The sequence below is a fragment of the Stenotrophomonas sp. YJH_SMC_25 genome (assembly GCF_059369595.1).
This window is the reverse complement of record NZ_JCAFSV010000002.1, coordinates 126619-147087: the sequence shown is the minus strand read 5'-3', so window position 1 is coordinate 147087 and position 20469 is coordinate 126619. Positions and strand designations below refer to the sequence as shown.

Genomic DNA, 20469 nt, shown 5'->3' with positions numbered 1-20469 from the left:
TCCGGTTGTGGGGGCGTGAGCCGCATGGATGCGGCGACCGAGCTTACATGGACGTACTTGCAGCGTCCCCCGCAACCGGACCCACCCCGCCATCCCACGGATAGCCAGCTTTTGATGTTGATCTTGCCGGCCAGCGGCCGGCACTACCACGGGTGCCGGGCGGCAGCCCGGCAGCCCGGCAGCCCGGCCCAAGCCCCCCACCCACGCAGGTAGAATGCACACATGGCTCTCTCCCTGCTCAAGTCCCTCAAGCCGGTCGCTGGCCGCGCCCTGCAGATCGCCCTGAACCGCGCGCTGGCGCTGGATCCGGATACCCGCCATGCATTGGCCAGCCTCGACGGCCGGCATATCGACCTGACCCTGGAAGCGCCGTCGCTGGCGATGCGCATCAGCGTCGACGGCGACCAGCTGCGGGTCGGCCCGGTGGATGCACAGGAAGCCGACCTGGCCGTGCGCAGCAGCCTGGCCGGCGTGCTGGCGCAGCTGCCGCTGCTGGCCAACGCGCGGCGCGGCGACAACAACGGCAAGGGCCGCGTGCGCGTGGCCGGCGATGCCGAGCTGGCGCGCCGCCTGCAGCAGCTGGCCAAGGGCTTCGATCCGGACTGGCAGCAGCCTTTCGTCAGCGTATTCGGCGAAGTACTGGGCGTGCAGGTCGCCAACACCCTGCGCAGCGCCCTGCAGCACGCGCGCCAGGGGGCGATCGACCTGGCCCACAGCGCCGCTGAGTTCATCACCGAGGAGTCGCGCGATGTGGTGCCGCGCGCCGAGCTGGATGCCTTCCACGACGACGTGGATGTGCTGCGCGATGACGTGGAGCGCCTTGGTGCACGCGTGCAGCGCCTGCGGGGTGCCGCATGAAGGCCGTGCTGCGGGCCAGCCGCATTGGCCGGGTGATCCTGCGTTACCGCCTCGACGACCTGCTGCAGGACACGCCGGCCGAGCGCTGGCTGCGCCTGGCCAAGCCGTTCGTGCCGCGCGCCTCGGCCAGCATCGCCTCGCAGTCGCGCGGTGCGCGCCTGCGCCTGGCGCTGCAGGATCTCGGCCCGATCTTCGTCAAGTTCGGCCAGATCCTGTCCACCCGCCGCGACCTGGTGCCGCCGGACGTGGCCAACGAACTGACCCTGCTGCAGGACCGGGTCAAGCCGTTCGATGGTGAGACCGCGCGCCGCATCGTCGAGGACGCGCTCGGCCTGCCGGTCAGCGAGGCCTTCGCCAGCTTCGACACCGAACCTCTGGCCTCGGCCTCGATCGCGCAGGTGCATGCGGCCACGCTGGCCGATGGCCGCCAGGTGGTGGTCAAGGTACTTCGCCCGGGCATCGAGAAGCAGATCGACGCCGACATCGCCCTGCTCAATTCGCTGGCCGCCCTGGTCGAGCGCACCCATCCGCGCGCCGACAAGATCCGGCCGCGCGAAGTGGTGGCCGAGGTCGAGAACACCCTGGCCGCCGAGCTGGACCTGCAGCGCGAAGGCGCCAATGCCAGCGTGCTGCGCCGCTTCTGGGAAAACAGCGACGACCTGTACGTGCCGGAAGTGATCTGGAGCCATACCGCCGAGCGCGCGCTGACCCTGGAGCGTGTTTGGGGCATTCCGTCCGATGACATCGCTGCGCTGGACAAGGCCGGCATCGACCGCAAGGCGCTGGCCGCCAAGGGCGTGCGGGTGTTCTATACCCAGGTGTTCCGCGACAACTTCTTCCACGCCGATGCGCACGCCGGCAACATCTGGGTCGACACCGATCCGGCGCGCCGTGCCAATCCGCGCTTCATCGCGCTGGACTTCGGCATCATGGGCCAGCTCTCGCAGGAAGATCAGTACTACCTGGCCGAGAACTTCATGGCCATCTTCAACCGCGATTACCGCCGCATCGCCGAACTGCACGTGCAGGCACGCTGGATGCCCGACCACGTACGCATCGACGATCTGGAAGCGGCCGTGCGTTCAGTGTGCGAGCCGTACTTCACCCGTCCGCTGTCGCAGATCTCGCTGGCCGAAGTGCTGATGAAGCTGTTCCGGGTGGCCCAGCGTTACCAGCTGACGCTGCAGCCGCAGCTGATCCTGCTGCAGAAGACCCTGCTGAACATCGAGGGCGTCGGCCGCCAGCTGGACCCGCAGATCGACATCTGGGCGGTGGCCAAGCCGGTGCTGGCGAAGATCCTGCGCGAGCGCTACAGCCCGCGCCGGGTGGTGCGCGAGCTGGGCAAGCGCCTGCCGGAAATCATGACCCATGCGCCGGACATGCCGCGGCTGGTGCACGCCTGGCTGACCCAGCAGGTGGAAGGCCGCCACGAACTGGCGATGCGTTCGCGCGATCTGGTCGCGCTCGACGCCAGCCTGCAGCGCCTGCAGAAGCGCGCCGTTGGCGCGATCACCGGTGTGGGCCTGCTCGCCATCGCTGCACTGATGTATGTGCTGCAGCCGCCGGGCTGGTACTGGGGCGACGTGCCGGCGTGGAGCTGGCTGTCCGGTGCGGTCGGCGTGGTGGCGCTGGTGCGCGCGTGGTGGCGCTGACCCCGGCAGATTGAAGATCGGCGGCACGGTACGCCGCCGATCAATTACAGGCTCACCAGTGGTAGCCCAGGCCCAGGTGCGACTGCACACTCTGGAAGCTGTCCAGGCGCGTCTTGTGCCAGGTCTTGCCGATACCCACGTCCAGCACCAGATGCTCACCCAATGGCTGGCTGCGGCGCAGGAAGGCACGCCGTGCATCGTGCTCGCGCAGCAGCAGCGGATCGGACTCGGCGGTATAGCCGGACGTGCCGCTGCCCAGCCACAGCTGGGTCGAACCACGGCCTTGCCCATCCTTCAGCCGCAGCGACAGTGTGGTGCCATGCCCATCCGGTCCATTGGACTGGCGGTGCCGCTCGTGGCGCAGTGAGGCAGTCACGCGCGGAAAGTAATGCGAGGCACCCACCGACCAGCCGCTCACATGGGCGCCGGCATGGTACTGGGCGTATTTGCCGCCCACGCTCAGTACGGTCTGCGGTGTCACTTTCCACTGGATGTCCTGGTTGACCTGGCGGTTGACGAACACCGGATCATCGTTGGATGCCGTGACAGCGGTGCGGGTGGACAGGCGCGGGCTCCAGCGATGGTGCAGCGAGCCCTGCATGCGGTTGCCGCTGAATCGCCTGCTGCCGTAGTCACGCTCGCCATGGGCCAACCCCAGGTGCCAGCGGCTGCCGCCACTGCGTCCGGCCACGTCCACGGTCTGTACGTCGCGCTTGCCGAAGCCATCGCTGTAGTCGGCATGGTCCAGCTGCACCGTGACACGGTCGACGCCGGCGTGGGCGCTGCAGACAGCCAGCAGCAGGGCGCATGGCAGTGCGCCACGGATGATCAATCGCATGGGGTTACTCCAGGGGTTGGGAATGCAATGACTGCAGCAGCCGGTAGCGGCCGGGCGGCAGGTTTCGTTCCACGGTGATGCGCGGCCCGAACTGGCTTCCCGGCGCGACGATGCGGCCGGGCAGGATGATCACGCCGACGCCCAGCGCGGCACCTTCGCCGATCCAGGCGCCGAGCTTGTCGCGCTGGCTGTCGATGACGGTGTCGTCGATGTGGACGGTGACCGTTGCCCCATCCAGGCGATGGTTGCTGGTACGCACCAGGGCGCCGAGATAGACCCGGTCATCGATGCGGCTGTCGGCGATGAAGCACTGCGGGCCGATGCTGACCTGGTTGCCCAACCGTGCGTTCTTCAGTTCGCTGGCAAAGCCGATACGCGTGCCGTCACCGATGCACAGCGGGCCGCGCAGCAGTGCGTTGTTGCCGATCAGGCAGTCGCGGCCGATCGACACCGGACCCTGGACATGGGCGCCGTCGCAGATGCGACTGCCGGCACCGATCCGTACGGCGCCCTGCAGGGTGGCCCGTGGCGAGACCCCCGCGTGGGGATCAGTGTGGGGCGCAAGTGTCGACAGTGCCTCGGCCATCGCGGCGAGGTCATTCCACCACATGCGGGTACCTCGTCGGTTTGTCGCGCACGGGTTCGCGGCCGGTGAACAGCCCCGCCAGGCCATGAAACAGCCAGATCGCATAGGCGAGCAGTACATACAGCATCGAGAAGGCCGCCGCCGGCACCAGCCACGCGCGTCGGTGGTGGATGGCACTGATCACTGCCAGCAGCATGACGATGCCGGTCCAGAACAGCGGCATCACCGACAGGGCAAGGCCACCCGGTCCGTGCAGCCGGGCCGCGCCGAACCATACCTGCAGCGACAGCATGATGCCGGCCAGGGCGAGCAGCATCATCGGCAGGATGCTGAAAATGCCGAAGCGTGTCAGCAGCAGGTGGCGATGCAGGCGCATGCATACCGCATAGCCGACGATCCAGCGTCGCCAGCGCCGCCATTCCTCCACCAGCGTGTTGCATTCCTGCGGGTAGACCACGCAGCGGATGCTCTGGCGAACCCGATAGCCCTGCGCAACCAGCGACCAGGACATGTCGAGGTCTTCCACGCGGGTGCGATCGGAAAATCCGACCTTGCGCAGCACCGAAGTACGGAACAGGCCACACGAGCCGGAAACGATGAACGGTGCGCCGCCCAGCCATTGCTGGAAGCTGCGCTTGATCACGATCATCGGCAGTTTCAGGCTGGCGCGCACATGGGGGAGGAAGCCGGCGCCCTGCAGGCTGGACGAGGGGACCCCGCCAACCGCATCGGCGCCGCGCTCGATCTCGGCCAGCAGATAACCCAGGCCATGGCTGCGCGGATCGATATGGGTATCTGCATCGGTCAGGAACACCTGCTCGGCGGTTGCGTGCTGCAGCCCGTGCATCAGCGCACCGCCCTTGCCGGTGTTGGCCTGGTGCACGGCCACCAGGCGCCCGGGCCAGCGCGCCTGCAGCGCATCAAGCACCTGAGCCGTGTTGTCGGTGGAACCATCGTTGACACAGATCACCCGCGCCACGTACGGGTTTTCCAGCAGGCTGGCCAGCGAGCGCTCCAGGCATGGGGCTTCGTTGTAGGCCGGCACGATCGCGTCGATGCTGTACAGGCGGGTGCTGGGCCGGCGCGAGGCCTGCACGCAGATTCGTACCAGGATGAAAGCGCACATGGCCAGGAACAACAGCGTCTTCATCAAAGCACCAGACGGTAGGGCAGGAAGCCCTCGCTGGGACCGATGCCGATCTGCTGGCCACGGAACTGCGCATGGCAGCGGAGGTGGCTTTCCTGCATGTAGTGGCGATCGCCCTGGCTGGCATGCTCGCGCAGCGCGTGGATCTTCAGCTCCAGCTGCGCGCTGATGTCCTCGAACACCTGCGGCGCGAACTGCGGCAGGGTGCTGGGGCTCTCATAACAGAGGATCTGCGGAATGTGGCGGCAGGCGATGATCGACGCTTCGTGAACGGTGCGATGGTCCTGGTGATGATCCTCACCACACATCGTGTAGATGCGGCCTGGTTCGATCAGCGTGCAGACCTGTTCGATCGACGCAATGATGTCGTTGCGGCAGGCGGGGAATCGCGTGTCCGGGAAATCCTGCTGGATCACCTCGGCCACCCCGAGCCGGCGCAGGGCGCGATGCGATTCATCGCTGCGATCGATGCCGGCGTGGCAGCCCCGGCCGCCGCGGCTGAGTACCAGTGCATGGATGCGTGAGCCGGCGCGAGCGAGCTTTGCCAGGCTGCCACCGCAACCGAGTTCGATGTCATCTGGATGGGCACCGATTGCCAGAATGTTCAATGTCATGGCCGTGTCCTAGCGGAAGCCGGGTGCGCGGCGGCCAGGCATGCTGTCCCCGCGCGAAGGAGGCGGAAACTATCTCAGCGTGAAAATGCAGCAGCTCTAGGATTCATACGAAATTCCGGGATTCGGGTAAGAATGGACGCTGCGTCATGGCGAGCTCAGCGGAAAATGGCCCTGGAACTGTCGGAACTGAAGAACGAACTGGCCCACTTCGGTGCCGAAAACGACGCCCGTGAAGTCGAACGCGGCCGCCGCATGCTCAACATCACGCCAGATACGGGCGAATTCCTCGCGGTGCTGGTGCGCTTCGGCACTGCGCGCCGCGTACTGGAGATCGGCACCTCCAACGGCTATTCGACGCTGTGGCTGGCCGAGGCCGCCGCCGCCATCGACGGCCACGTGACCACGCTGGAATACGCCGAGGACAAGGCGGCGATGGCGCGTGACACCTTCGCGCGCAGTGGCCTGGCCGATCGCATCACGCTGGTCCACGGCGATGCCGGGCCGTGGCTGGCAGAGGCCGCCGATGCCAGCATTGACCTGCTGTTCCTCGATTCGGACCGCGGGCAATACGCCGGCTGGTGGCCGCAGCTGCGCCGCGTGCTGCGGCCGGGTGGCCTGCTGGTGGTGGACAACGCCACCTCGCATGCGGGAGAGATGGAACCGCTGCGCGTGCTGCTGGAGTCTGACGCGAACTTCAGCACCAGCCTGGTGCCGGTGGGCAACGGCGAGCTGCTGGCCGTACGCAACGCCTGACCGCCGTGCTGCCCGCGCCTGATCCGGTAGTGCTGCCCGCGCCTGATCCGGTAGTGCCGGCCGCTGGCCGGCAAGCCCAGCAGCCAGACGATCCGCAGGCAGCCGGCCAGCGGCCGGCTCTACCGTATTCAGTGCCCAGCCTCGATAATCCCGCCGTGAGCACCGAACCCGATACCCTCGCCGCGGTCGAGACTGAAACCGCGCCCCTGCAGCTGCTGCACCTGGATGAGCGCCTGGCTGTGGTCAACAAGCCTGCCGGGCTGATGGTCCACGACAGCAAGCTGGCCCGTGGCGAAGACGACTTCCTGGCCGACCGCCTGCGCGAGCAGCTGGGCCGCCCGATCTTCCTCGTGCATCGCCTGGACCGGGCCACCAGTGGCTGCCTGCTGCTGGCCTTTGACCGCGAGACCGCCAGTGCGCTGGGCAAGGCGCTGATGGGTGGCGAGGTGCTGAAGGACTACCTGACCGTCTGCCGGGGCTGGCCGGCCGAACTCGCCTGGCAGGTCGATCATGATCTGGACGGCGGCCCGGGCAAACCGGTGAAAAAGCCGGCGGTCACCGACTTCCAGCGCCTGGCCACCGGAGAGTTGTCGGTGCCGGTCGGTGAATTCACCAGCTCGCGTTATGCGTTGCTGCGCTGCCAGCCACAGACCGGGCGCTTCCGGCAGATCCGCCGGCACCTCAAGCACCTGTCGCATCACATGATCGGCGACACCAGCCATGGTGATGGCCGCCACAACCGCATCTTCCGCATGCAGGGCGTGCACCGCATGCTGCTGCACGCCGAGCGCCTGCGCTTCCCGCATCCTGAGGGTGGCAACGTGGATGTCAGTGCGCCGCTGGATCGTGAGTTCCAGAAGGCGCTGGACCTGTTCGGCTGGCAGGTGGACCTATAGACGGTAGTGCCGGCCGCTGGCCGGCATCTGCCTGATCCCAACCGTACGAGGTTGCCGGCCAGCGGCCGGCACGACCTCACTTCTTTTCCGGCTCGTTGACGATCGCTTCCAGGTCCTTCTGCAGGTCCGCGAACAGCGGCTGCATGCGCGCCTGGATCGCCACCATCACGTTCTGCATCAGGGCCGGGGTCTTGTCCAGCAGGCTCTGGCCGGCCGCGCTCTCGTAAAACTCGGCCATCGCCAGCACGTCTTCCTTGCTGAAAGTCTTCTTGTACAGGTCCACGTACATCGGCCGCAGCTGCTGCCAGGACAGTGCCTGCCGCAGGGTCTGGCTGGTCCGTGCCTGGATCCGCTTCAGCTGCTCCTGCTGCTGGGCATTGAGCTGGCGCTGTGCGGCCACCTGCTGGAACTGCTGCTGCTGCATCGCCTCGATCTGCGGCAGCATGGTGTCGATCATGCTCTGCGCACGTGACGCGGACAGCAGACGGTTGATGTCGCCATCGGTCGGCGGCGCGGCCAGGGCGGGGACACTGGCCACGGCCAGCGCCAGCAGCAGGGCGGCGCGGCGCAGCAGGGAGGGCAGGGCGGGTGCGGAGCGGGTCATGCGAAGCTTCCTGCGGTACATGGGACGGCCAGCATACCCGCAGCCAAGGCGAAGGCGGCGTGTTCGGTACCTGATCGGCGGCATACGGCGCGCGATGCGCACTCCGACACGTGGCTGCCGCTACAATGCGCGGATGGGCAGTGGACCGGTCACCATCAACGCGCAGCTTGAAATCCCCGACGGCGAGATCGTCGAGCGGTTCGTGCGTGCCAGCGGTGCCGGTGGCCAGAACGTCAACAAGGTCTCCACTGCGGTGGAACTGCGTTTCGACGTGGCCAACTCGCCCTCGTTGCCCGAACCGTTGCGCACGCGCCTGCTGGCGCGGCGTGACCGGCGCATGACCGGCGAAGGCGTGCTGGTCATCGACGCGCAACGTTTCCGCACCCAGGATCGCAATCGCGAGGATGCGCGCGAGCGGCTGGCGGCCTTCATCCAGGCCGGGCTGAGCGTGCCCAAACCGCGCAAGGCCACCAAGCCGACCCTCGGGTCGAAACTGCGTCGTCTGGACGCCAAACGCGGGCGCGCGCAGATCAAGCGCGGGCGCTCATCACGTGACTGGGAGTGATTGCTTGAACAACCCGACTCCGCTGCTGCCGGCCGTGCCGCCGCAGATGCCACAGGTCAAACCCAATGCCTTCCTGCGCTGGCTGGCGCGCTGCACCCTGCGCATGGGCGGCTGGAAGGTGACCGGCACCCTGCCTGACATCCCGCGCCTGGTGTTCATCATCGCGCCGCATTCGTCCAACTGGGACGGCCTGTGGGGCATGGCGGCCAAGATCGCGCTGGGCATGAAGGTGAAGGTGCTGGGCAAGGCCTCGCTGTTCTGGTGGCCGCTGGGGCCGCTGCTGCACAAGCTGGGCGTGATCCCGCTGGACCGCAGCTCGCCGCAGGGCACGGTGGGCCAGGCGGTGGACCTGCTGCGCAACAACGAGAAGATGTGGTTCGCCATCACCCCCGAGGGCACCCGCAAGGCGGTGAAGGAGTGGAAGGCCGGCTTCCTGAAGATCGCCCGGATGGCCGACGTGCCGATCCTGGCCGCCTATTTCCATTACCCGGAAAAGACCATCGGCATCGGCCCGCTGTTCCAGCCGACCGGCGACGATGCTGCCGACATGGCCGCCATCCGCGAGTTCTACCGGCCGTGGATCGGCAAGACCCGCGGCACGGTCTGAGCCGGTCGCAGGCCGTCGCATAGACGCCACGTCCGGCACATGCCGGGCGAGCGCGACAGGAGTAGGGTGGAGGGCTGGTATTCCATACCGTCTGCCCAAGGAGCGTTTTACATGTCGCGTACCGTAGTCCTGGCCGCCGCCATCAGCCTGGCGCTGGCGGCCTGTTCCGGCAAGGAGTCCACCCCCGTGTCCGATGCCCAGAAAGCCCCGGCCCAGCAACCGGCCGAAGCCTCCACCAATCCGCTGCTGAGCGCTAGCACGCTGCCGTTCCAGGCGCCGCAGTTCGACAAGATCAAGGACAGCGACTACCTGCCGGCCTTCGAAGAAGGCATGCGCCAGCACCTGGCCGACGTTCGCAAGATTGCCGACAGCAGCGAGCCGGCCACCTTCGACAACACCATCGTGGCGATGGAGCGCAGCGGCGAGACCCTGACCCGCGTGTCGCGCATCTTCTTCGGCCTGGTCCAGGCCGATACCAACGATGCACGCCAGAAGATCCAGGAAGAAGTGGCGCCGAAGCTGGCCGCGCACCAGGACGAGATCAACCTCGACCCGAAGCTGTTCGCGCGCGTGAAGTCGATCTATGACCAGCGCGACACCCTTGAACTGGATCCGGTGCAGAAGCGCCTGGTCGAGCACTACTACGATGGCCTGGTGCGCGCCGGTGCACAGCTGTCCGACGCCGACAAGGCATCGCTGCGCAAGCTCAACGTGGAAGAGACCACGCTCTCCACCCAGTTCCATACTCGCCTGGTGGCTGCCACCGCGGCCGCCGCCGTGGTCGTCGACGACAAGGCCAAGCTGGCCGGCCTGGACGAGGATGCGATCAACAACGCCGCCAACGCAGCGAAGGAGCGCAAGCTGGATGGCAAGTTCCTGCTGCCGCTGCAGAACACCACCCAGCAGCCGGTGCTCGGCTCGCTGAGTGACCGCGACCAGCGTGCCGCCGTGCTGAAGGCTTCGGAAACCCGCGCCGAGCGCGGCGATGCCAACGACACCCGGCAGACCGTGCAGCGCCTGGCCCAGCTGCGTGCGCAGAAGGCCAAGCTGCTTGGCTTCGACACCTTCGCCGACTACCAGCTGGGCGACCAGATGGCCAAGACCCCGGCCGCCGCGCTGAAGCTGCTGACCGACACCGTGCCGGCCGCCACCGCCAAGGCCCGCGCCGAAGCCGGCGAGATCCAGAAGGTGATCGACGCGCAGAAGGGCGGTTTCCAGGTTGCCGCCTCGGACTGGGATTTCTACGCCGAGCAGGTGCGCAAGGCCAAGTACGATCTGGACGAGTCGCAGGTAAAACCGTACTTCGAACTGGACAACGTGCTGCAGAACGGCGTCTTCTACGCCGCCACCCAGCTGTACGGCATCACCTTCAAGCCGCGTACCGACATTCCGACCTACAACCCGGACATGAAGGTGTACGAAGTCTTCGACAAGGACGGCACCTCGCTGGCCCTGTTCTACACCGACTACTTCAAGCGTGACAGCAAGTCCGGCGGCGCCTGGATGGACGTGTTCGTCGAGCAGGACGGCCTGACCGGCGCCAAGCCGGTGGTCTACAACGTCTGCAACTTCACCAAGCCGGCCGCCGGCCAGCCTGCGCTGATCAGCTTCGACGACGTCACCACCATGTTCCATGAGTTCGGCCATGCACTGCATGGCATGTTCTCGAACGTGAAGTATCCGTCGATCGCCGGCACCGCCACCTCGCGCGACTTCGTCGAGTTCCCGTCGCAGTTCAACGAGCACTGGGCGCTGGACCCGAAGGTGTTCGCCAACTACGCCAAGCACTACAAGACCGGCGAGGCGATGCCGCAGGAGCTGGTCGACAAGATCCTCAAGGCACGCAGCTTCAACCAGGGCTATGCGACCACCGAGTACCTGTCGGCTGCACTGCTGGACCTGGCCTGGCACACGCAGAAGGCTGACGCGCCGCTGCAGGATGTCGGCGCCTTTGAAGCGAGCGCGCTGAAGAAGTTCAAGGTCGACCTGCCGCAGGTGCCGCCGCGTTACCGCACCACCTACTTCGACCACATCTGGGGTGGCGGTTACTCGGCCGGCTACTACGCCTACTTCTGGGCGGAAGTGCTGGACCATGACGCCTACCAGTGGTTCACCGAACACGGTGGCCTGACCGCCGCCAATGGCCAGGAATTCCGCGACAAGATCCTCTCGCGCGGCAACAGCGTGGAGCTGTCGACCCTGTACCGCGATTTCCGCGGCAAGGACCCGTCGGTGGAACCGCTGCTGAAGTTCCGCGGGCTGAAATAAGCGCGACCTGGAGTACGAAAGAAATAACGGCGGGGGAAACCCCGCCGTTTTTCGTTGAATCGATACCATCGACAGATTCCGCAGTTTGCCGCTCATCCACGCATGGCGTGGATCCATGTATCGACCAAGGTCGACACCTACCAAAAGCAGGCCATGCTGTTCCGACAGTTCGCGGAGATCTGTCGAAGGCGGGGTGGGTCCGGTTGCGGGGGTGTCCGCGGCATGGATGCCGCGGCCAAGCTTACAGGGACGTACTTGCAGCGTCTCCGCAACCGGACCCACCCCGCCATCCCCCAGGAAACCGGCTTTGGCTGTTGCTGTTGCTGTTGAGGTTGCCGGCCAGCGGCCGGCACTACCGGGTGCCGGGCACAGCCCGGCCATCACGTCCCCACGTGTACCCGGTTGGCTTGTTCGGCCAGCCCCAGGTGATCCAGCGCGATGTCCAGCGCCAGCACATAGCTCTGCGCACCGTACCCGGCGGCGATGCCCAGGCGCTGGCCGACACCGGCCGGCAGGCACGGCTCGGCCACCGCGCCGTCGTCATGTACTTCCACGTAGGCGTTGTGCAGGTAGGGCAGCAGGCGCTGAAGACGCAGGCTGTTTGCACACGCACCCGGGTCCAGCAGCGTCACCTCGCCGCGGCTGTGGTCGGCCACGCGCAGGGCGTCCAGCAGTTCCTGTTCCGAGCCGCAGGCGCGTATCGCCACGCTGGTGCCGGCGTCGATCGCCCGGTGCACCAACGACTTCAGTACCGGTGCCGGCAGCGGCATGGCGGTACGGATCAGCGCACCGGCGGCTTCCGGGCCACGGATGATGAAGATCGACATGGCTCAGCCCTCCTGCGCCAGGCGGCGGCCGACGATGGCCAGCGACAACGGATAACCGGCCTGCTGGCTGCGCTGGTCGATGACCACCGCCGCGGGGCCATGCTGCAGTCGCAGGCGCGCCTCCAGGCCGGGCTCGCTGGGTGCCTGCAACTCGATGTACTGCGCCGGCAGCCGTTCCAGCGCCGCCTGCAGCGCACCGCCCTCGGCCTGCCATTGCGCCTCGTCGGCCACGCCGACATCCAGCAGCACCCAGTCGGCCGAACGCGCCTGCGGCTGGCACAGGCACTGGCGCACTTCGGACAGGCTGGCGCAGTCGCTGCACAGCACGCGATGGCCGTTCAGCTGCGCCGGCAATTGCGGGCGCGGCGCGGACGAAGATGCGTGGCGGATCACCAGGAGGGTCATACAACACCTTGCGGAATGCGCCCTGCGGCGCGGTGGGCACACGATGCGCGCGCTGGCCGTAAAGGTGCGATGCCCGCGGCCGGTCCCGCGCGTAAAACCTGCGTAACCCGGCACTACCGGGAACCTCTCCCCCCGTGTGTGGTCTGATGCAGCTACCACCCACCCGGAGCCTGCCATGGACGCCGTTGCCCGCCCTCCCTTTTCCGATCGCGCGCTGGCCTGGCTGAAGAAGGAGGCGCTGCCGTTGCTGGTGATGCTTGGCCTGCTCGCCGCCGCCCGCGATACCCTCGCCAACCACTACGTGGTGCCCAGCGGTTCGATGCAGCCGACCCTGCAGCCCGGCGACCGGGTGGTGGTGGACATGCGCGCCTACGGCCTGCGCCTGCCATTCACCAGCAGGGAACTGATGTCCACCGGCACGCCGCAGCGCGGCGAAGTGGCGGTATTCGATTCGCCGGCCGATGGCACCCGGCTGATCAAGCGCGTGGCGGCGGTGGCCGGTGACCATGTGCAGATGCGCGAGGGCCACCTGAGCATCAATGGCCAGCCACTGCAGATCGCCGACCTGCAGGATGTGGAAGCCTTCGGCGAGCGCCATGCCCGCCTGGACCTGGACATGGGCGGCGGTCCGGACATCGCCGATCTGGTGGTACCGGCCGGCAAGGTGCTGGTGCTGGGCGACCACCGTGGCAACAGCTTCGATGGCCGCTTCTTCGGCTTCGTAGATGCCGACAAGGTCTACGGCCGCGCGGTGGCGGTGTACTACCGCCGCGGCGACGGTTTCGAGTGGCAGCGTCTCTAAGCTGAATCAATACGTCAGGCATATCAATCCTGACTTATCGGGTTATGGATCGACTGGATGGACGGGCCTAGTCTGGGCCCGTTCCCTCCCACGCCCGGCCGCCCCACCGGCCCATCGATCCCATGACTGGCGAAACCGCGGCGGCCCTCGAACGCCGCCCCCCCACTGTCGATCCTATCGCCGAGACCCGCATCCAGCAGGGCACGCCGGCCTTCCGTCGCACTGCGCTGGCGCTGTTCCTGGCCGGTTTCTCCACCTTCGGCCTGCTGTATACGGTGCAGCCACTGCTGCCCGAGTTCAGCCGCCACTTCGGCGTGTCTGCCGCCGGCAGCGCGATGTCGCTGTCGTTGACCACTGGCACGCTGGCGGTGGCGATGCTGCTGGCCGGCCTGCTGTCCGACGCGGTCGGCCGTCGCCCGTTGATGATCGTTGCGCTGTTGGCGTCGGCCATGCTGTCGCTGTGCACCGCGCTGGTGGACGACTGGACCACGCTGCTGGTGCTGCGCACCCTGCTTGGCCTGGCGCTGAGCGGCGTACCGGCGGTGGCGATGACCTACCTGGTCGAGGAAATGGACAGCCGTGCGCTGGGCCTGGCGATGGGCCTGTACATCGGCGGCAACGCCATCGGTGGCATGAGCGGGCGCCTGCTGGCCGGCATCATCGCCGATCACTGGGGCTGGCGCTGGGGCATCGGTGTGGTCTCGATCATCGCCGTGGCCAGCACCGTGCTGCTGTGGCTGCAGCTGCCGCCGTCGCGTCACTTCCAGCCCCGCCGTGATGGCCTGCGCCAGTTGCCGTCGCGCTGGCGCACGCTGTTCGCCGACCCGGGCCTGCCGTGGCTGTTCGCCACCTCGTTCGTACTGATGGGCGTGTTCGTCACCCTCTACAACTACCTGGGCTATCACCTGCTGGCGCCGCCCTACCATCTCAGCCAGACCGTGGTCGGGCTGATCTTCAGCGTCTATCTGGTGGGTACCTTCAGTTCGGCGTGGATGGGCCAGCAGGCCACGCGCTACGGACGCGGCCGCATCCTGTCGATCTCGTTCGCGCTGATCGGCGCCGGCATCGCGCTGCTGGCGATGCCGTGGCTGAGCACGATGGCGCTGGGTATTGCACTGGTGACCTTCGGCTTCTTCGGTGGTCATTCCGTGGCCAGCAGCTGGGTTGGAAGCCGCGCCGGTGCGATGCGTGCGGAAGCCTCGGCGCTGTACCTGTTCGCCTACTACCTGGGGTCCAGCGTGCTGGGCGGTGTGGGTGGCCTGGCCTATGCAGCCTGGGACTGGCTTGGCGTGTGTGCGTTCGCCGCCGCGCTGACCCTGATCGGCGGTGGCATCGTCTGGACGCTGCAGCAGCGCGCGCCACAGCCGGTCACGGCGTGACCCAACGCACGGTAGTGCCGGCCGCTGGCCGGCAACCACGGTGTGGCGGGTTTGCCGAGGTAGAGTCGACTGTTAGTCGACTGCTCTTCCATCAGATCGCGAAAACCCCGCGCTGCGCGCGATAGTCGACTAACAGTCGACTCTATCGGCGAATGCCCCGCGCAGCAGCGTGGCGAAATTGCGGATCAACGGGGTTACCCGTTCGCGATGCCACGCCAGCTGCACTTCCGAATGGGCACCGGCATCGGCCAGCGCCACGAAGCGCGATCCTTCCACCCGGATGTGATCGCACGAAGACGGCAGGATCGCGGCGCCCAGGCCCGCGGCGGCCAGGCTGATCAGCGTCGAGGCTTCACCCGCCTCCTGCACGATGCGCGGCGTGAATCCGGCAGCCGCACACAACGCGATCATGTGGTCGTGGATGCCCGCGCCCGCGCTGCGCCGGAATGCCACGAACGGTTCCTGCGCGAAGTCGCGCAGCGACAGCGTGCCCTGCTTCGAAAGCCGGTGCAGGGCCGGGTGCCCGGCATGCACGATCAACGCCAGTGGATCGACGAACAGGCTGTGCGCCACCAGTTCCGGTGGCAACGCGCGCTTGCGGATGATGCCCACATCCAGTGACCCGTCGAGCAGCGCGTCGATCTGCTGCAGGGTGTTCATCTCGCTCAGCTGCAGCCGCACCTGCGGATACTGCTGGCGGTAATGCAGGATCGAACGCGGAATCTGCGGCGACAGCGGCGTGGCGCGGGTCAGGCCGATGTGCAGTTCACCCTGCTCACCGCGCTGCGCGCGCTGTACCTCGTCCACCGCCGTCTCCACCTGCTGCACGATGGCGCGTGCACGTTCCTGCAGCAGCTCGCCCGCAGGCGTCAGCTGCACACGACGATGGCTGCGCACGAACAGGCGCGCACCGATCAGGTCCTCCAGCTGGCGGATCTGCTGGCTGAGCGGCGGCTGCGACATGCCCAGCCGCTCCGCCGCCTGGCCGAAGTGCAGCGTATCGGCAACAGCGAGGAAGTAACGCAGGTGGCGGAGTTCGATGGACATGCGGCCAGTTTATTCATCGTCAGCCGGAAATGAATCAGAGATGGGATCCGATCCCGTGCCGACCAACGGTCGGCACCCACCAACAGCAGCTGGCACCAACAGCAGCAACCAACTGTCGAAGGCGGGGTGGGTCCGGTTGCGGGGGCGTGAGCCGCATGGATGCGGCGACCGAGCTTACAGGGACGTACTTGCAGCGTCCCCCGCAACCGGACCCACCCCGCCAACTCACGGAAGCCCGGCTTTTGACGTTGCAGTTGCCGTTGCCGTTGACGTTGATTCGGCAGGTGCAGGGCGCAGCCCTGCCGAACACCCCTTACCGCTCCGAATGCCCGCTCTGGTCGTAATCGCGCGGGCTGAACAACTCCGGCTGGATCAGCTCGATGAACGCCCGCGCCTGCGCCGAGAGCGCCTTGCCCCGGCGCACGATCACCCCGTAACTGCGTTCCGGGAACCAGCGCTTCATCGACCGCGCCGCCAACCGCTCGCGGTCGGCCTCGTTCAGGCACAGCGCCGGCACGATCGAAATGCCCATGCCCATCGCCACGTACTGCTTGATCACCTCCCAGCCGCCGACCTCCAGTGCCACTGTGTAGGCGATGCGGTGGCGCTGGAACACCTGGTCCACCAGGCGATAGGTGATCTGCCGCTTCGGCGGCAGTACCAGCGGATAGCGCGCGATGTCGGCCAGCTCCAGCTCGCCGCCACTGGCCAGCGGATGATCGTGCGGTGCGATCAGCACCTGCTCGAAGCGGTAGGCCGGGGCGTAGCTCAGGTCGGCCGGCACATCGGTCATCGAACCGATCGCCAGGTCGGCGGCATCCTCGCGCAGCAGGTCGGTGCCGTCGGCGCTGATCGCGTTGTGCAGGGTCAGGCGCACGTCCGGGTGATGCAGGCGGAAGCGTTCGACGATCTTCGGCAGCAGGTAGAGGATGGTGGAACTGTTGGCGGCGATGTTCAGTTCGCCCGCATCCAGTCCGCGCACCTTGTCGCGGAAGCGCGCCTCCAGCCCGTCCAGGTTTTCCACCAGTGGCTGCGCCATTTCATACAGCAGCTGGCCCTCGCGGCTGGGCACCAGGCGCCGCCCGCTGCGCTCGAACAGCGGCACCCCCAGCTCCCGTTCCAGCGCCTGCAACTGAAGGCTGATCGCCGGCTGGCTGACGAAAAGTGCCTCAGCCGCCCGTGAGACCGAACCCAGGCGCACGGTCTGGCAGAACGCGCGCAGCGGCTTCAGCCGGTCGGATTTGTAGGAAAAACGCGGACTTGGCGGGGTGCGTGTGCTCATCGTGTCACGAGTATTAGCACAACTTATGTAGAACATTGCAAAAACTGTTTTGCCAAATACTCCGGCCCAGCGGCACCGTGGAGACGTTCCCCCACCGCTGGAGTCGCCCCATGTCCGCCGTCGCTTCCGCTGTTCCCACCCCTGCCAGCAAGGCTACCCCCGGCATCGCCCTGGCGACCCGCGTGGCCGGCCAGGACACCGTGCTGCCGGCGCCGCTGCTGGCCCTGCTGGTGTCGCTGCACCGTGCGGTGGAACCGGACCGGCAGGCACGGCTGCAGGCCCGCCGCGAGCGCCAGGCGTTCTTCGACCAGGGCGGCCTGCCGGACTTCCGCGAAGACACCACCGCGATCCGCAACGGCGACTGGCGCGTTGCCCCGCTGCCGGCCGCGCTGCAGGACCGCCGCGTCGAGATCACCGGCCCGACCGACCCGAAGATGGTCATCAACGCGCTGAACTCCGGCGCCAAGGTGTTCATGGCCGACTTCGAGGATTCGACCTCGCCGACCTGGCGCAACCTGCTGGCCGGCCAGCAGTCGCTGGCGGCGGCGGTGCGCGGTGACCTGCAATTCACCGCTGCAAATGGCAAGCACTACAGCCTGCGCCCGTACGACGAGCAGGCGGTGCTGATCGTGCGCCCGCGCGGCTGGCACCTGGACGAAAAGCACGTGGCCATCGACGGCCAGCCGCTGGCCGGTGGCCTGTTCGACGCGGCGGTGTTCGCCTTCCACAACGCCCGCACCCTGCAGGCGAAGGACCGCGGCCCGTACTTCTACCTGCCCAAGCTGCAGAGCATGGAAGAGGCGGCGCTGTGGGAGACCGCGCTGTCGCACATCGAAGGCATGCTCGGCCTGCCGCATGGCCAGATCAAGGTGACGGTGCTGATCGAAACGCTGCCGGCGGTGTTCGAGATGGACGAGATCCTGCACGCGCTGCGTGACCGCATCGTCGGCCTGAACTGCGGGCGCTGGGACTACATCTTCTCGTACCTGAAGACCTTCCGCCGCCACGCCGACCGCGTGCTGCCCGAGCGCGGCCAGGTGACCATGACCCAGCCGTTCCTGAAGGCGTACTCGGAGCTGCTGATCCAGACCTGCCATCGCCGCGGTGCGCATGCGATGGGTGGCATGGCCGCGCAGATCCCGATCAACAACGATGCCGCCGCCAACGAGCAGGCGATGGCCCGCGTGCGCGCCGACAAGCTGCGCGAAGTGACCGCCGGCCATGACGGCACCTGGGTCGCGCACCCGGCACTGATTCCGGTGGCGATGGCGATCTTCGATGAGCACATGCCTACCGCGAACCAGCACAGCGTGCTGCGCCAGGACGTGCGCGTCGGTCGCGATGAGCTGATCGCACGGCCGCCGGGCACCATCACCCGTGCCGGCTTCGAAGGCAACGTGGAAGTCTGCGTGCGCTACCTGGCCGCCTGGCTGGATGGCAACGGCTGCGTGCCGATCCACCACCTGATGGAGGACGCGGCCACCGCCGAGATCAGCCGCAGCCAGCTGTGGCAGTGGCTGCACACGCCGGGCCAGCAACTGGACGATGGCACCGCGATCGACCTGGCCCTGCTGGATTCCACGCTGGCGCAGCTGCCGGCGCGGCTGGGCGATACCGCCGCGCTGCCCGGTGGTGCACGCATCGGTGAAGCCATCGCGCTGCTGGCCGAACTGAGCCGCAGCAACGAACTGACCGATTTCCTGACCCTGCCGGCCTACGCGCGCATCGACTGACCGACTGCCCGCAATCCCGCCGTTTCCCTCCCCGCTGCACGCACGAACCGAACTGGAGAAAGACATGAGCAAGCTGCCCACTGCCGAACAGATCCAGCACGACTGGGATACCAACCCGCGCTGGGAAGGCATCAAGCGCAACTACAGCGCCGCTGACGTGGTGCGCCTGCGCGGCACCGTCCACATCGAGCATTCGCTGGCCCGCCTGGGCGCGGAGAAGCTGTGGGCATCGCTGCATGAGCGCGAGTTCGTCAACGCGCTGGGTGCACTGACCGGAAACCAGGCCATGCAGCAGGTCAAGGCTGGGCTGAAGGCGATCTACCTGTCCGGCTGGCAGGTGGCGGCCGACGCCAACCTGGCCGGCCAGATGTATCCGGACCAGTCGCTGTACCCGGCCGATTCGGTGCCGGCGGTGGTCAAGCGCATCAACAACACGCTGCTGCGCGCCGACCAGCTGCACCACGCCGAAGGCAAGGATGACATCGACTTCCTGCAGCCGATCGTGGCCGATGCCGAGGCCGGTTTCGGAGGCGTGCTCAACGCGTTCGAGCTGATGAAGGCGATGATCGAGGCCGGCGCCGCCGGCGTGCATTTCGAGGACCAGCTGGCCTCGGTGAAGAAGTGCGGCCACATGGGCGGCAAGGTGCTGGTGCCGACCCGAGAGGCGATCGAGAAGCTCAACGCCGCGCGCCTGGCTGCCGACGTGCTGGGCGTGCCGACCCTGCTGGTGGCGCGTACCGACGCCGAAGCCGCCGACCTGCTGACCAGCGACATCGACGGCAACGACAAGCCGTTCGCCACCGGCGAACGCACCGTGGAAGGCTTCTACAAGACCCGCAATGGCCTGGACCAGGCGATCAGCCGCGGCCTGGCCTACGCGCCCTATGCCGACCTGGTGTGGTGCGAGACCGGCAAGCCGGACCTGGAGTTCGCCCGCAGGTTCGCCGAGGCGATCCATGCGAAGTTCCCCGGCAAGCTGCTGGCCTACAACTGCTCGCCCAGCTTCAACTGGAAGAAGAACCTGGACGACGCAACGATCGCGAAGTTCCAGCGCGAGCTGGGCAGCTACGGCTACAAGTTCCAGTTCATCACCCTGGCCGGCTTCCACGCGCTGAACTACGGCATGTTCAACCTGGCCCACGGCTATGCACGCCGACAGATGAGCGCGTTCGTGGAACTTCAGGAGGCCGAGTTCGAAGCGGCCGAGCGTGGCTTCACTGCGGTCAAGCACCAGCGCGAGGTCGGCACCGGCTACTTCGATGCCGTGACCCAGGCGATCCAGCAGGGCCAGTCCTCGACCACCGCGTTGACCGGCTCGACCGAAGAAGAGCAGTTCCACGGCGGCCGCAGCGAACGCGCCGCCTGAGCGGGTAGTGCCGGCCGCTGGCCGGCAACTACATGGACTTCGGGAACATCGATGGGTTGCCGGCCAGCGGCCGGCACTACCGGGCCTCAGAGCGATCAGGGTGGCCAGGGAAGGGCCAGGCAACGCCGGCCGGTCGGGGGACCTGCCGGCGTTGTTGTATCGATGGAAACGCGATGAACGCATGCAGCGTCAATCCAGCGCACCCCACAGTCCGGCAACTTGGCCGAAACCCTGTGAAGG

At 67.2% G+C, this 20469-nt stretch carries 20 protein-coding genes; 11 read left to right on the top strand and 9 right to left on the bottom strand.

Going from position 1 to position 20469, the window contains the following annotated elements; all coding sequences use genetic code 11:
• Positions 1 to 222: 222 nt before the first annotated feature.
• Both AC5P7E_RS03665 and ubiB read left to right on the top strand, forming a co-directional pair.
• Complete coding sequence (locus AC5P7E_RS03665; protein WP_005411902.1) at positions 223 to 858, top strand: ubiquinone biosynthesis accessory factor UbiJ; 636 nt, start codon at positions 223 to 225, stop codon at positions 856 to 858.
• Entirely contained in the window at positions 855 to 2510 is a 1656-nt protein-coding gene (gene ubiB / locus AC5P7E_RS03660; RefSeq protein ID WP_114618791.1) for a ubiquinone biosynthesis regulatory protein kinase UbiB, read from the top strand. Before AC5P7E_RS03665 ends, ubiB begins: the two co-directional genes overlap by 4 nt.
• A 52-nt stretch (positions 2511 to 2562) precedes the next feature.
• Here ubiB and AC5P7E_RS03655 read toward each other — a convergent pair whose 3' ends face one another.
• The 4 genes from AC5P7E_RS03655 to AC5P7E_RS03640 are packed head-to-tail and all read right to left on the bottom strand — an operon-like array spanning position 2563 to position 5695.
• Positions 2563 to 3348, bottom strand: a complete 786-nt coding sequence (locus AC5P7E_RS03655) for a YaiO family outer membrane beta-barrel protein (protein WP_114618792.1) — start codon at positions 3346 to 3348, stop codon at positions 2563 to 2565.
• Between the two features lie 4 nt (positions 3349 to 3352).
• Complete coding sequence (locus AC5P7E_RS03650; RefSeq protein ID WP_197590925.1) at positions 3353 to 3958, bottom strand: LbetaH domain-containing protein; 606 nt, start codon at positions 3956 to 3958, stop codon at positions 3353 to 3355.
• Entirely contained in the window at positions 3945 to 5084 is a 1140-nt protein-coding gene (locus AC5P7E_RS03645) for a glycosyltransferase family 2 protein (protein WP_043035696.1), read from the bottom strand. Before AC5P7E_RS03645 ends, AC5P7E_RS03650 begins: the two co-directional genes overlap by 14 nt.
• Positions 5084 to 5695: a PIG-L deacetylase family protein gene (locus AC5P7E_RS03640; RefSeq protein WP_043035697.1), complete on the bottom strand. Its 612-nt coding sequence runs from the start codon at positions 5693 to 5695 to the stop codon at positions 5084 to 5086. The genes AC5P7E_RS03645 and AC5P7E_RS03640 overlap by 1 nt, the downstream gene beginning before the upstream one ends.
• Positions 5696 to 5860: 165 nt before the next feature.
• Here AC5P7E_RS03640 and AC5P7E_RS03635 point away from each other — a divergent pair, with 165 nt between their 5' ends.
• Together AC5P7E_RS03635 and AC5P7E_RS03630 are read left to right on the top strand one after the other, a co-directional pair.
• The gene (locus tag AC5P7E_RS03635; protein ID WP_114618794.1) at positions 5861 to 6448 is read left to right on the top strand and encodes an O-methyltransferase; all 588 of its coding nucleotides are present in this window, start codon (positions 5861 to 5863) and stop codon (positions 6446 to 6448) included.
• Between the two features lie 155 nt (positions 6449 to 6603).
• Positions 6604 to 7344, top strand: a complete 741-nt coding sequence (locus AC5P7E_RS03630) for a pseudouridine synthase (protein WP_005411909.1) — start codon at positions 6604 to 6606, stop codon at positions 7342 to 7344.
• 76 nt (positions 7345 to 7420) lie between these two features.
• Here the strand turns inward: AC5P7E_RS03630 and AC5P7E_RS03625 are convergent, their stop codons facing one another.
• Positions 7421 to 7948 carry a DUF2059 domain-containing protein gene (locus tag AC5P7E_RS03625; RefSeq protein ID WP_005407643.1) on the bottom strand — a complete coding sequence of 176 codons (528 nt, stop codon included), beginning with the start codon at positions 7946 to 7948 and terminating at the stop codon, positions 7421 to 7423.
• 133 nt (positions 7949 to 8081) lie between these two features.
• Here AC5P7E_RS03625 and arfB point away from each other — a divergent pair, with 133 nt between their 5' ends.
• From arfB to dcp, 3 genes are all read left to right on the top strand, one after another.
• Positions 8082 to 8513, top strand: a complete 432-nt coding sequence (gene arfB, locus AC5P7E_RS03620) for an alternative ribosome rescue aminoacyl-tRNA hydrolase ArfB (RefSeq protein ID WP_005407644.1) — start codon at positions 8082 to 8084, stop codon at positions 8511 to 8513.
• A 4-nt stretch (positions 8514 to 8517) separates the two neighbouring features.
• Complete coding sequence (locus AC5P7E_RS03615) at positions 8518 to 9120, top strand: lysophospholipid acyltransferase family protein (RefSeq protein WP_005407645.1); 603 nt, start codon at positions 8518 to 8520, stop codon at positions 9118 to 9120.
• 111 nt (positions 9121 to 9231) lie between these two features.
• A complete protein-coding gene (gene dcp, locus AC5P7E_RS03610) occupies positions 9232 to 11388 on the top strand; it encodes a peptidyl-dipeptidase Dcp (protein ID WP_065183506.1) in 2157 nt (718 codons plus the stop codon).
• A 380-nt stretch (positions 11389 to 11768) separates the two neighbouring features.
• Here the strand turns inward: dcp and AC5P7E_RS03605 are convergent, their stop codons facing one another.
• Positions 11769 to 12215, bottom strand: coding sequence for a 3-dehydroquinate dehydratase (locus AC5P7E_RS03605; protein WP_004153636.1), 447 nt, complete (start codon positions 12213 to 12215; stop codon positions 11769 to 11771).
• A 3-nt stretch (positions 12216 to 12218) separates the two neighbouring features.
• Positions 12219 to 12620, bottom strand: coding sequence for a hypothetical protein (locus AC5P7E_RS03600; protein WP_005407647.1), 402 nt, complete (start codon positions 12618 to 12620; stop codon positions 12219 to 12221).
• A gap of 175 nt (positions 12621 to 12795) precedes the next feature.
• On the opposite strand from AC5P7E_RS03600, the gene lepB reads away from it, so the two are divergent.
• Together lepB and AC5P7E_RS03590 are read left to right on the top strand one after the other, a co-directional pair.
• Complete coding sequence (gene lepB / locus AC5P7E_RS03595; protein WP_099531056.1) at positions 12796 to 13422, top strand: signal peptidase I; 627 nt, start codon at positions 12796 to 12798, stop codon at positions 13420 to 13422.
• 122 nt (positions 13423 to 13544) lie between these two features.
• Complete coding sequence (locus AC5P7E_RS03590) at positions 13545 to 14801, top strand: MFS transporter (RefSeq protein WP_114618795.1); 1257 nt, start codon at positions 13545 to 13547, stop codon at positions 14799 to 14801.
• 129 nt (positions 14802 to 14930) lie between these two features.
• On the opposite strand, the gene AC5P7E_RS03585 is transcribed toward AC5P7E_RS03590, so the two are convergent.
• Both AC5P7E_RS03585 and AC5P7E_RS03580 read right to left on the bottom strand, forming a co-directional pair.
• Positions 14931 to 15848, bottom strand: coding sequence for a LysR family transcriptional regulator (locus AC5P7E_RS03585; protein WP_060380489.1), 918 nt, complete (start codon positions 15846 to 15848; stop codon positions 14931 to 14933).
• A 313-nt stretch (positions 15849 to 16161) separates the two neighbouring features.
• Entirely contained in the window at positions 16162 to 17130 is a 969-nt protein-coding gene (locus AC5P7E_RS03580; RefSeq protein WP_005407651.1) for a LysR family transcriptional regulator, read from the bottom strand.
• Between the two features lie 110 nt (positions 17131 to 17240).
• Here AC5P7E_RS03580 and aceB point away from each other — a divergent pair, with 110 nt between their 5' ends.
• Both aceB and aceA read left to right on the top strand, forming a co-directional pair.
• The gene (gene aceB, locus AC5P7E_RS03575; RefSeq protein ID WP_114618796.1) at positions 17241 to 18863 is read left to right on the top strand and encodes a malate synthase A; all 1623 of its coding nucleotides are present in this window, start codon (positions 17241 to 17243) and stop codon (positions 18861 to 18863) included.
• 64 nt (positions 18864 to 18927) lie between these two features.
• The gene (gene aceA, locus AC5P7E_RS03570; RefSeq protein WP_114618797.1) at positions 18928 to 20229 is read left to right on the top strand and encodes an isocitrate lyase; all 1302 of its coding nucleotides are present in this window, start codon (positions 18928 to 18930) and stop codon (positions 20227 to 20229) included.
• The last annotated feature ends 240 nt before the right edge of the window (positions 20230 to 20469 follow it).

Bases quoted from the DNA above. Each gene is read 5' to 3' on its own strand.
- ubiB (WP_114618791.1), top strand. From the start codon at position 855: ATGAAGGCCGTGCTGCGGGCCAGCCGCATTGGCCGGGTGATCCTGCGT.
- AC5P7E_RS03640 (WP_043035697.1), bottom strand. From the start codon at position 5,695: ATGACATTGAACATTCTGGCAATCGGTGCCCATCCAGATGACATCGAA.
- AC5P7E_RS03635 (WP_114618794.1), top strand. From the start codon at position 5,861: ATGGCCCTGGAACTGTCGGAACTGAAGAACGAACTGGCCCACTTCGGT.
- AC5P7E_RS03665 (WP_005411902.1), top strand. From the start codon at position 223: ATGGCTCTCTCCCTGCTCAAGTCCCTCAAGCCGGTCGCTGGCCGCGCC.
- AC5P7E_RS03655 (WP_114618792.1), bottom strand. From the start codon at position 3,348: ATGCGATTGATCATCCGTGGCGCACTGCCATGCGCCCTGCTGCTGGCT.
- AC5P7E_RS03585 (WP_060380489.1), bottom strand. From the start codon at position 15,848: ATGTCCATCGAACTCCGCCACCTGCGTTACTTCCTCGCTGTTGCCGAT.
- AC5P7E_RS03625 (WP_005407643.1), bottom strand. From the start codon at position 7,948: ATGACCCGCTCCGCACCCGCCCTGCCCTCCCTGCTGCGCCGCGCCGCC.
- dcp (WP_065183506.1), top strand. From the start codon at position 9,232: ATGTCGCGTACCGTAGTCCTGGCCGCCGCCATCAGCCTGGCGCTGGCG.
- lepB (WP_099531056.1), top strand. From the start codon at position 12,796: ATGGACGCCGTTGCCCGCCCTCCCTTTTCCGATCGCGCGCTGGCCTGG.
- aceA (WP_114618797.1), top strand. From the start codon at position 18,928: ATGAGCAAGCTGCCCACTGCCGAACAGATCCAGCACGACTGGGATACC.
- AC5P7E_RS03650 (WP_197590925.1), bottom strand. From the start codon at position 3,958: ATGTGGTGGAATGACCTCGCCGCGATGGCCGAGGCACTGTCGACACTT.
- aceB (WP_114618796.1), top strand. From the start codon at position 17,241: ATGTCCGCCGTCGCTTCCGCTGTTCCCACCCCTGCCAGCAAGGCTACC.
- AC5P7E_RS03590 (WP_114618795.1), top strand. From the start codon at position 13,545: ATGACTGGCGAAACCGCGGCGGCCCTCGAACGCCGCCCCCCCACTGTC.
- AC5P7E_RS03605 (WP_004153636.1), bottom strand. From the start codon at position 12,215: ATGTCGATCTTCATCATCCGTGGCCCGGAAGCCGCCGGTGCGCTGATC.
- AC5P7E_RS03645 (WP_043035696.1), bottom strand. From the start codon at position 5,084: ATGAAGACGCTGTTGTTCCTGGCCATGTGCGCTTTCATCCTGGTACGA.
- AC5P7E_RS03600 (WP_005407647.1), bottom strand. From the start codon at position 12,620: ATGACCCTCCTGGTGATCCGCCACGCATCTTCGTCCGCGCCGCGCCCG.
- AC5P7E_RS03580 (WP_005407651.1), bottom strand. From the start codon at position 17,130: ATGAGCACACGCACCCCGCCAAGTCCGCGTTTTTCCTACAAATCCGAC.
- arfB (WP_005407644.1), top strand. From the start codon at position 8,082: ATGGGCAGTGGACCGGTCACCATCAACGCGCAGCTTGAAATCCCCGAC.